The sequence below is a fragment of the Adlercreutzia aquisgranensis genome (genome assembly GCF_943193145.1).
GTDB classification, from domain to species: Bacteria; Actinomycetota; Coriobacteriia; order Coriobacteriales; family Eggerthellaceae; genus Xiamenia; species Xiamenia aquisgranensis.
The window spans coordinates 1-1,037 of record NZ_CALPDA010000030.1 but is presented as its reverse complement, the minus strand read 5'-3'; the positions used below and the strand labels follow the sequence as shown (position 1 = coordinate 1,037).

The following is a 1,037-nucleotide window of genomic DNA, read 5'->3' as shown; positions in this document are numbered from 1 at the left end:
GGCTGCGGCTGTCCTGGGAGACCTGTCCGCGCTTGTTGCGATGCTTGCGCCCCTGCGGCGGCCGATGGTAGAGCACCATGCGGGTGGTCAGTGGATTGCTCTCAGCAATTTGCACGGAACCCAGCGCCCGCGGTACCGATGTCGCTTGCGGAAACAGGTCTGACACAGGTTGCCACGCCTGCCCTGGCAGCTGGCAGCGAACCGGGCTACGCACCCGGCCGACGTAGTACCAACCACGTGCCTCAACCGCCTCGAACCAGGGATTACGAAAGCCCGCATCGGTGACCAAGATCGGCGTGGCGTTGTCAGGCAGTATCTCGGCCAGAGCGGCCAACAAGTATGCCTCACAGTGTTGGCAGCCATCCTTGTGGTGGACTTTCTCGAAGATTGGCAGCGAGCGCCCGGCAAAGGGCACCGCGGCGCGCAGCAAGAACCGTTTGCCACGGTCATCAATCGGCGACCAGTCCACCAGAATCAGCGGGCGGGTCATGTGGCCAATCAGCAGGCTGGCCACGAGCCAATAGAACAGGGGACGCTCCTGATGCAGGTGAGGGTTGCCCAGCAACCGATCGACTCGCTTGATGGTGTGCTTGGTAGCCACTGGCCCTGGCAAGGCACGCCCCAGGGCGGTCAAGCCCAGGCGGCGCTCGCCCAGCAGGGCACCCACCGTGTCGAGCAGCGCCTGCAGGCGCTTGGCATGGACCAGGGGGAGTGATGAGGTCAGCAGAGTATGTAAGAATCGAGGGGCCTGCATGGGTCTCCTTAGGCATATTGTTGGTTTGGCGATTAACAACATGCCGACCCATGCAGGCCTTTTCAATCATATCATCCTGATTTTCTTATCTATTTCGTGGGGATCCGTCAGAGTTTGAGTCGTGTTTCGAGAAAGGCGGTCACGTTGTCCTTGACTCGGTGGCCCGCTCGACGGCTTTGGACGTAGATCTGGCAGTCATCGGCATATCGGCAGAACCGGTGGCCTCTGGCATCCAGTTTCTTGTCCAGATCGTCAAGTAGGATATTACTAAGCAACGGACTCA

General features: G+C 60.2%; 2 protein-coding genes. Both read right to left on the bottom strand.

The window, feature by feature from the left end; genetic code table 11:
• Positions 1-754, bottom strand: a 754-nt coding sequence (locus NFR41_RS10445; protein WP_251231801.1) for an IS4 family transposase, incomplete at its 3' end; no start/stop codon positions are given.
• Between the two features lie 107 nt (positions 755-861).
• Positions 862-1,029 carry a hypothetical protein gene (locus tag NFR41_RS10550; RefSeq protein WP_349665481.1) on the bottom strand — a complete coding sequence of 56 codons (168 nt, stop codon included), beginning with the start codon at positions 1,027-1,029 and terminating at the stop codon, positions 862-864.
• Positions 1,030-1,037: the final 8 nt, after the last annotated feature.